This is a genomic window from Endoryza foliicola, from assembly GCF_050589245.1.
GTDB classification, from domain to species: Bacteria; Bacteroidota; Bacteroidia; order Chitinophagales; family Chitinophagaceae; genus Endoryza; species Endoryza foliicola.
This window is the reverse complement of the sequence record NZ_JBOBEW010000002.1, coordinates 703228-713328: the sequence shown is the minus strand read 5'-3', so window position 1 is coordinate 713328 and position 10101 is coordinate 703228. Positions and strand designations below refer to the sequence as shown.

General features: G+C 40.5%; 4 protein-coding genes. 2 read left to right on the top strand and 2 right to left on the bottom strand.

The window, feature by feature from the left end; all coding sequences use genetic code 11:
• Positions 1 to 14 precede the first annotated feature (14 nt).
• Positions 15 to 3959, top strand: coding sequence for a gliding motility-associated C-terminal domain-containing protein (locus tag ACQ2HE_RS07355; RefSeq protein ID WP_430902431.1), 3945 nt, complete (start codon positions 15 to 17; stop codon positions 3957 to 3959).
• A 405-nt stretch (positions 3960 to 4364) separates the two neighbouring features.
• Positions 4365 to 8126, top strand: coding sequence for a PKD domain-containing protein (locus tag ACQ2HE_RS07350; RefSeq protein WP_430897016.1), 3762 nt, complete (start codon positions 4365 to 4367; stop codon positions 8124 to 8126).
• 55 nt (positions 8127 to 8181) lie between these two features.
• On the opposite strand, the gene ACQ2HE_RS07345 is transcribed toward ACQ2HE_RS07350, so the two are convergent.
• Both ACQ2HE_RS07345 and ACQ2HE_RS07340 read right to left on the bottom strand, forming a co-directional pair.
• Complete coding sequence (locus ACQ2HE_RS07345) at positions 8182 to 8706, bottom strand: RBBP9/YdeN family alpha/beta hydrolase (protein ID WP_430897018.1); 525 nt, start codon at positions 8704 to 8706, stop codon at positions 8182 to 8184.
• Positions 8707 to 8745: 39 nt separating this feature from the next.
• Complete coding sequence (locus ACQ2HE_RS07340; protein WP_430897020.1) at positions 8746 to 10083, bottom strand: carbohydrate porin; 1338 nt, start codon at positions 10081 to 10083, stop codon at positions 8746 to 8748.
• Positions 10084 to 10101 lie beyond the last annotated feature (18 nt).

Sequence of the window (10101 nt, the reverse complement as noted above, 5' to 3'; positions counted from 1 at the left end):
ATAATTGGAGTACGATGGAAACAAGTGATTCAATCTCTATAACTAATACTGGATTGTACTGGCTTGAAGCTACCATCAATGGTTGTTCAAGAAGAGACTCAATCAATGTTACCATCAATCCGGTTCCGACTTATAGTTTTGGCGCTGATACAAGTGTATGTGAAGAGACGATCGTTACACTTAATCCAGGTGTTGTAGGAACGAGTTATCTGTGGAGTACAGGAGCAACTTCGACTTTCATCACCACCGATACTACCGGAACTTTCTGGTGTAAAGTAACCAACGCTTTTGGATGTACTTATACTGATACCATTAATGTGCAGGTAAGACCCAAACCGGTGGTTAATCTTGGAACCGATGTCATCATCTGTAACGATGCTGCTCCACTAAGGATTGGACAAACCATTGCAGGAGCTACTTATAATTGGAGTACGATGGAAACAAGTGATTCAATCTCTATAACTAATACTGGATTGTACTGGCTTGAAGCTACCATCAATGGTTGTTCAAGAAGAGATTCAATTAACGTTACCATCAATCCTGTTCCAACTTATAGTTTTGGTGCTGATACCAGTGTGTGTGAAGAGACGATCGTTACACTCAATCCAGGTGTTGTAGGAACGAGCTATCTGTGGAGTACGGGAGCAACTGCTGCCTTCATTACCACCGATACCAGCGGAACTTTCTGGTGTAAAGTAACCAACGCTTTTGGATGTACTTATACTGATACCATTAATGTGCAGGTAAGACCCAAACCGGTGGTTAATCTTGGTGCCGATGTCATCATCTGTAACGATGCTGCTCCACTAAGGATTGGACAAACCATTGCAGGAGCTACTTATAATTGGAGTACGATGGAAACAAGTGATTCAATCTCTATAACTAATACTGGATTGTACTGGCTTGAAGCTACCATCAATGGTTGTTCAAGAAGAGATTCAATTAACGTTACCATTAATCCTGTTCCAACTTATAGTTTTGGTGCTGATACCAGTGTGTGTGAAGAGACGATCGTTACACTCAATCCAGGTGTTGTAGGAACGAGCTATCTGTGGAGTACGGGAGCAACTGCTGCCTTCATTACCACCGATACCAGCGGAACTTTCTGGTGTAAAGTAACCAACGCTTTTGGATGTACTTATACTGATACCATTAATGTGCAGGTAAGACCCAAACCGGTGGTTAATCTTGGTGCCGATATCGTCATCTGTAATGATGCTGCACCGTTACGAATCGGTCAAACTATTTCTGGAGCAACCTATTTCTGGAGTACAGCCGCTACCACCGACAGCATTCAAGTTGTTGTGAGCGACCTCTATTGGCTTGAAGCTACCATCAATGGTTGTTCGAGAAGAGACTCGATTAATGTGACCATCAATCCTGTTCCTACTTATAGTTTTGGTGCTGATACCAGTGTGTGTGAAGAGACAATCGTTACACTCAATCCAGGTGTTGTTGGTACCAGCTATCTCTGGAGTACGGGAGCAACTGCTGCCTTCATTACCACCGATACCACAGGAACTTTCTGGTGTAAAGTGACCAATGCTTTTGGTTGTAATTATACTGATACCATTAATGTGCAGGTAAGACCCAAACCAGTGGTTAATCTTGGTGCCGATGTCATCATCTGTAACGATGCTGCTCCACTAAGGATTGGACAAACCATTGCAGGCGCATCTTATATTTGGAGCACGATGGAAACAAGTGATTCAATCTCCATAACTAATACTGGATTGTACTGGCTTGAAGCCACCATCAATGGTTGTTCAAGAAGAGATTCAATTAACGTTACCATCAATCCTGTTCCAACTTATAGTTTTGGTGCTGATACCAGTGTGTGTGAAGAGGCTATCGTTACACTCAATCCAGGTGTTGTTGGTACTAGCTATCTTTGGAGTACAGGAGCAACCGCTGCCTTTATCACTACCGATACCACCGGAACCTTCTGGTGTAAAGTGACCAATGCTTTTGGATGTACCTATACCGATACCATCCATGTGCAAGTGCGTCCAAAGCCGGTAGTTAATCTTGGTGCTGATGTCATTATCTGTAACGATGCTGCTCCTTTGAGGATTGGACAAACCATTGCAGGCGCTACCTATAATTGGAGTACGATGGAAACAAGTGATTCAATCTCTATAACTAATACTGGATTGTACTGGCTTGAAGCTACCATCAATGGTTGTTCGAGAAGAGATTCAATCAATGTTACTATTAATCCGGTTCCTACTTATAGTTTTGGTGCTGATACTAGTATTTGTGAAGGGCAGCTTGTATCTCTCAATGTACCTATTTCTGCCAATTCGTATCTATGGAATACCGGAAGTACTCAGTCTTTTATTAATGTCTCAGCAGCTGGATTGTATTGGTGTAAGGTTTCCAATCAATTTGGGTGTACTTACACAGACAGTATCCAAGTCTTCGTTAAGCCGAAACCAATCGTTAATCTAGGAGCCGATATTTTCCGATGCGAGAATTTAATTCCATTTCAAATTGGACAAACAATAAACGGCGCTAGTTACTTGTGGAGTAACGGGGCAACCTCAGATAGTATCTCTATTACTTCAACTGGTCTTTATTGGATGCAGGCTACCTTGAATGGCTGCTCAAATAGAGATTCAATCAATGTTACTATTAATCCGGTTCCTACTTTCTCATTAGGAAACGATACAAGCATCTGTGAAGGAAGTTCAGTTCAATTGAATTCATCAATAAATGCTTTTAGTTATCTCTGGAATACCGGTGAAAACACTTCAACCATTGTTGCTCAAAGTACCGGTTGGTATTGGTGTGAAGTGCTGAATACAACAGGTTGCAGTTATCGAGATTCCATTTTTATTACAGTGAAGCCGAAGCCCTTACTTAATTTGGGTGCAGATAAAATGATCTGTTCTTCGGAAGCCCCTATCTCAATCTTTTCAAATATTCCAGCAGATCAATTCCTTTGGAGCTCTGGTGAAACAACTCCATTTTTGACAGTCGGAAATTCTGGTAGTTATTGGCTCCAGGCAACAGTCAATGGATGTTCAAAAGTTGATACAATTAATATCACTATTAATCCAACACCTATCTTCAATTTAGGCGTAGACAAAACTATTTGTGAAGGTGAATCTGTAAATCTCAATACAAGCGTAACCGGGAGTTATCTTTGGAATACTGGTAGTTCCTTACAACAAATTACGGTCAATACAAGTGGAATTTATTGGCTAGAAGTAAGTTCTAACCTTGGATGTTCTTTTAGAGATTCAATTCAAGTTACAGTAAAGCCCAAACCACATTTTAGCTTGGGTAATGATACGATACTTTGCGACAATGCATCATATACTATAGATCTTTCCGGAATTGGGGATCTATATCTTTGGCAAGATGGAAACACCTCTCCAAGGTATACATTCAACAAGTCTGGCAGATTTCATGTAAAAATTAGTAAAGAGGGTTGTGAAGCGGCAGATACATTAGTAGTAGTTGCCAAAAAGACTCCTACACCAAATCTGGGACCTGACCTTGAGATTTGTCCCGGGGAACTTATCGTATTAAACCCTAAGTTCACTGATGGTACTTATTTGTGGCAAGACGGTGCGAGTACGCCCACATACCAAGTCAGTCAAATTGGATTATACAAAGTAACGATTACCAACGAATGCGGGGTAGGAGAGGATTCAATTGTAATTGGGAAAGGGGCTTGTATTTTAAGGATCCCAAATGCCTTTACACCCGGCAAATCGACCAACAGTGTATTTAAAGTGTTGAATCGACAATTAATTTCAGATTTTAAAATGTCATTATACAATCGATGGGGGCAAAAAGTATTTGAGACTACAGATCCTGCGCGGGGTTGGGATGGTAGAATCAATGGTATACTGCAGCCCACAGGTGCTTACGTTTACATTGTTGTATATAAAGATGTTGCTTCCGGAAAAGCATACTCGCATCAAGGTGGATTTGTATTGATTCGATAGTAACAGATGTGGAAAACTCGAAATAGATTTTTTTAACGAAATATATTTTTGGCATAAAGTTTTCTTTGGAAAAGGCTGTTATCTGATTAGTTCAATTTAAAATCCAATTTTTGTTATGAATACGAATAATACCTCTTATCATTAGGTCATTGCACCCGCCCTCTCTTAAACCTGTAGTTGTATTTGTAAGAAGTATTTTTTAACCTACTTCACTGACATTCAAGCATGTAAGATTTTTCTTTAAGTATAAACACTAAAGTGGTGATAAAATCGTTTTGCAATGTCGTGAATGTTTGAAATCCTGTGAGAAATGAAAATCATCGTATCTGGGGCAAAAACAGGCACCAAATTTGTTACAAAAGAGTTAAGTAATCCGATTCCGTACCTAAATCCAAGCTATCCTGTATGAAAACTTCAAACAGACGTCGCTTTCTGCGCGACACGTCGTTAACAGCTACCGGCGTGGCGATTGCCAGTCCTATTCTGGCTAAATCAGTTCAAAAATCTTCATCAAAATTTAGTGCGCCATTTTCTGTAACAGGAGTTACGGCCGCATTGGTTAGCGTAAAATCAGGAAACTGGTCTGATGCTGCTACATGGGGTGGTAAAGTTCCGGCGGCTACAGACACACCAACTATCGCAGCTGGCCATACAGTAGTGTATGATCTTGCTACAACAACGGTAGCCGGTGTTACAATTAATTCAGGAGGTAAACTTAGTTTTGATGCAACAAAATCTACTCTTTTACAATCAACAGCGAATATAGTAGTAGAAGGTACGTTAGAAATGCGTCCCCCTACATCTGCAATTGTTCAAACAATTCGCTTTACCAACATCAATGAAAATGCGTTCGTAGGTAGTACAATTACGGTTGCCAGTACCGATATTGGCTTGTGGGTAACAGGGGCCGGCAAATTAGATCTAGTAGGCTCTGCAAAAAATGCTTGGTCTCGTGCAACAGGAGCCATTGTTAGTGGAGCAACTACCGTTACAATTGAGAATTCTCAGGGTTGGTTAGCTGGTGATGAAATCAGTATCACTCCAACAGAAGCACCTACTGTAGCGGGTTATGCTACAGGGTTTGATCTAAGAACCATCACTCAAGTAACTGATACTACTTTAACTTTGAATACTCCTACCAGTAGGCCTCACCCAATGGTGAATGGTTTATGGACTGCAGAGGTATTGAATTTAACTCGTAATGTTCGCTTAGAAGGTACTTCAACAGGAAGAGCACATCTTTTGATCAATTCTACCTCAGTACAAAATATTAAATATATAGGTATTCGTTATTTCGGCCCCCGAAAAGACAGAAGTGGCGATGGTATCAAAGAATTAGTAAAAGGTAGATACGGATTGCATTTTGAAACTTGCGGTAACTCATCAAGAGGTACAGTTGTGGAAGGTGTTGTTATTCGTGATAATAACTCTCACAGTTTTGTTCCGCACTTATCGCATGGTATCAAATTCATAGATAACATCACTTATAATACATTAGAAACTGCCTTTTGGTATGAGCCAGGAGAGCCAGCAAATGATATCACATACGACCATAACGTGGTAGCGCTTTGCAACTACGTACCAGGTTCATTGAACATGAATGCGGAAGATGCACCAACATTCTCTTCTAGTGGTTTTGCATTGAATACAGGCGATGGCAATATTTGTCAAAACAACGTAGTAATTGCCGGTGGTATGGGAGATTTTGCAGATGGTGGTGCGTATAACTGGGAAGCTGTAATTAATGAAGGTGTATGGATTCACCGAGGCAATATGTCGCACAACAATGCTTGTGGATTGAGAGTTTGGCAGAATTCAACCAGAAACCACATCATTGAAGATTTTATTGGTTATCACAATGAAATGGGAATTTTCCATGGCGCTTATGCCAACAGTTACACCTATAACGGTGGTACACTGTATGGAAATCAATTGCAAATCAAAGCCGCCTCAGTAAACTCAAACCGTGTTCGAATTGAAAACATGGTTATTGATGGAGCAAATATTATTGACAATGGAGTAGAAGTAATTCACAGTCCGTTGGCAGGAGATCGTCCCATCATCATGATCAATTGCAACATTAGAAATTGTAAAAAAGCTGCCATTTACGATTCAGTAGCACCAGAAATTCACTCTATTGATGTAATTAATTGTACGCTTCAAGGGGCTCTAATACTAGCACCAGAGGCTGTAGTAGGCGAAACTATTCGTGTTCAACCACTAAGTGGTCAAGCCTATAAAATTGATAATAACGGTCAATCAAATATTGCGCCTTTTGCCGCTTCTTTATGGGGAACAGGAAAAGGGCTTTTAGCAGAATATTTTAACAGCGCGAATTTTACAAATCCGGCATTCTCCAGAATTGACTCGAACATTAGTTTTAGTGAATGGAGTACCGGTGTGCACTATGCTATTACCGGACAAGTATACTCAGTTAGATGGACCGGATATATTCAAGCTCAGTATTCGGAAACCTATCAGTTTTCATTCTCTTCCGGAGGTGGTCATCGCATTTGGATCAACAATGTAAAAATTCTAGATAGTTGGATAGAGCACTATCCCGATAGCTTTCCTTGTACACCAATTGCCTTGGTAGCCGGTCAGAAGTATCCAATTACGGTGGAATATTTCAACACTGAAGGTGGAACCGGTGCAGGTTTGATTTGGAAATGTCCAAGTATGCCCATTGCTGAATATGTTCCGCAAAGTCAATTGTACACTGATGCTGTTATTACTCCAAACCCAATTAATCAGGCACCGGTAGCAAACGCCGGAAACGATATTACCATAGCTCTTCCAATTAGTAGTACTACTTTGAATGGTAGTGGATCAGTAGATACAGATGGAACAATCGCTTCTTATTCTTGGACCAAAATAAGTGGCCCAGCTAGTTTTACAATTGCGAATGCCACCAGTGCATCAACGGCCTTAACCGGTTTGGTACAAGGAACTTATGTGTTCCGTATTAAAGTAACCGACAATAAAGGTGCTACCAACGAAGATGATGTAACTGTTACAGTTTTGGCGGCACCAGCTTCGAATATCCCTCCTGTTGCAAATGCCGGAGTAGATATCACAATTACGCTACCAACCAGCAGTACTACATTAGTAGGAACCGCTTCTTCCGATGCTGATGGTTCAATTGCCTCTTATTTATGGACAAAAGTGAGTGGACCTACTTCATTTACTATTGCTAGTCCTAATGCCGCAACTTCAGCTATTACAGGTTTAGTTCAAGGAACTTATGTGTTTAGATTACGTGTAACTGATAATGCGGGCGCTTATAGTGAAGACGATGTGACCGTTACAGTGAAAGCAGCGGTTGCCACCAATCAGCCTCCTGTTGCAAATGCAGGATCTGATATCATCATCACTCTGCCTACCAATTCAGCTAATTTGAATGGTTCGCTTTCAAAGGATCCTGATGGAGGTTCATTAACCTATCTGTGGACAAAAGTGAGTGGCCCTACTAGTTTTACAATTGCAAGCCCATCTGCCGCTACAACGGCGATCACGGGACTGGTTCAAGGTACTTATGTCTTCAGACTAAAGGTTACAGATAATGCCAATGCCTCAACCACTGATGATGTTACTGTAACCGTTAATGCGCAAATACCAGGGAATAATGGACCTGTTGCAAATGCAGGCTCTGATGCAACCATTACTTTGCCGGTTAACACAATTTCATTGAGTGGTGTTAACTCAACAGACAGTGATGGAACCATCACCGGTTTCAAATGGGAAAAAGTAAGTGGCCCTGCGTCTGCAAATATTGCAAGTCCCAGCAGTGTTTCTACTTCTGTAACAGCACTGGTAGAAGGAACCTATACTTTTAAACTGACGGTTACTGATAACAAGGGAGCTACTGCTTCTGATGAAGTAACGGTGGTTGTAAAAGCAGCGACTCCGGTGGATCAGTTACCTCCACTAACGGTAATTGTGATGCCTAATCCATCAACACGTCAATTTACGTTGAAAATCAGTAGCGGATTGAATTTCCCTGTATCAGTACGTGTATTTGATATGAATGGAAAACAAGTTGAAAGAATCTTAAACCTGTCTGCTAGTTCTACTGCAGTAATTGGTAGAAATTTGCCCAAAGGAACTTATGTTGCATCAATAGAACAAGGTTTGAGAAAAGTGGTTAAAACACTCATTAAATTATAGTTGGATAATTTTTCGGATTACTTAAAAGGCTATCAAATTTGATAGCCTTTTCTTTTTAAAATCGATCGAGTAAGTTTAGACCGAAATCCCATTTATGATGGCCTGATACTGCATTTATGTGCCCACCCATTCCTATATTTATTAGTTCAGCTCCCCATTGATCGGCGAAAAATTGAGCTCTTTCCATTGAAACCCAAGGATCGTTTTCACTTGCAACAACTATTGATTTAAATGCTAACCTGTTTAACGGTATTGGAGTAAAGCCCTTGGCCGGGAATTGATACACCGGGTTTTCTATATCACTAGGAGCAACCAGTAAGGCACCTTTTATAGGAATTGTATATTTTTCAGCCCATTTCGCAATAGTTACGCATCCAAGACTATGGCCAATAAGCACAATATCAGTACTGTTACATTTCTTTACAAAGCTTTGTATTGTTTCAACCCAGTCAGTACATTCAGGAGCATCCCATTCGCTTTGTACGATTCTTATGAAATGATCTCCTTGTTCTTCAAAATACGTTTGCCAATGAAGTTCACCAGAGTTTCCAAGACCCGGAACAATACCATATGTTGTCATTTGCAGTTTTTTTTCGAAACTACAAATCTCCATTGAATATTATAAGGCAATATGCCCACGAATTGCCCACACATGAACCCTTCCACGATCTTTGTTGTAACCAGGGTTTACTACATACTGATAATCTAGACTGGCTGCCAAAAACTGATTCAATTTTGCAGAATAGAATGATTCCAGAATAGACTCACGTCTATAGTTCAAGTTGCCATCGCCTATCATAAATCCCAAATTTCCATTCTTTAAATACAATTGGTGATCACTTGAGATTCCGTTCGAAACGATTGCAAATCCTAAGCGATCGTTTTTTCGTTTCCAATTCGTACCTTCTATCAACACACCCATGGAAACAGAATTATCAATTTCAGTAAAGGCCCAGGTTGCAGATTTGCCATCATTCCAACTTGCCTTAGCAAAATATCCGATAGTAGCGATCAATTTTGTTTCCATATTTGCCGCGATTCCATATTTCAACCCGCCGTATCTTTTCCACTCATATTGTCCGCTGATAACCTGCTCTGGAACAGTATCCCCTAATAAACCTTGCTGAATTGCATACTCATAGGTTGGCGCTTGTGAATTTGTTCTAAAAGCCAAGAGTCTGACAATAGTTGTTTTCGATGTATTGAAATATCGAGTATATTCAATTGCTTCCGAATGTGCTTTTGTTATCTTAGAATCCAACTTCAAACCATTGGCCTTTGCCGGTACCATTGTTGATGAAAATCGAAGTTCCCAAAGCGGTAGAAATAAACCTAACACCAATCCTTTTGTATAGCCTCTGGTATCAGCCGGATAGTCCCATGCCGCATTGCTCATCAAGCTCCAGTTCATGAATTGGGTTCTTGGATCATGGCTATAAGAGTTCAAATCAAAATAATCGGATAAACAACCTTTGCCAAACATGATTTCAATTCTTCTATCGGGAATTTTTGACGCCAACTGATGTTGATCTGATTCCACTTGATTGTATTCAGTGTGGCCCAGGGGGATGACGTGTTTAAGGTAATAACGAGCCATGTAAAGAACAGGTGCCGTAGTACCAATGCGAAAAGTTTCGCCATTGGTAAAACCTGCAATCCCTTTTGCAGCACTTAAACCCTGACCACCTGCAATTTCCATATCGGCATAAAACGCGGTACGTGCTGATAATTTTAATCCGGTGAAGAGGGTAGAAGTAAGTGATAGTTTACCATTTTCCCGACTAGAAATTAGACTATTGGGGCCTGAGTATTTTGCATTAAACCCAGAATGTGATTGGCTGATTCCGGTCACTTGAAAATGAAGGTTCCATTTTTCGGACGAATCTTGATTGAGTTGTGCATTGATAGATTGAAACCCAAATGCACCAATGAAAAAGAAAATGATTTTGCTGGTCATACTATTCGACCGCTAATG

Coding starts and splice junctions, on each gene's coding strand:
- ACQ2HE_RS07355 (WP_430902431.1), top strand. CDS start 15: ATGGAAACAAGTGATTCAATCTCTATAACTAATACTGGATTGTACTGG.
- ACQ2HE_RS07340 (WP_430897020.1), bottom strand. CDS start 10,083: ATGACCAGCAAAATCATTTTCTTTTTCATTGGTGCATTTGGGTTTCAA.
- ACQ2HE_RS07350 (WP_430897016.1), top strand. CDS start 4,365: ATGAAAACTTCAAACAGACGTCGCTTTCTGCGCGACACGTCGTTAACA.
- ACQ2HE_RS07345 (WP_430897018.1), bottom strand. CDS start 8,706: ATGACAACATATGGTATTGTTCCGGGTCTTGGAAACTCTGGTGAACTT.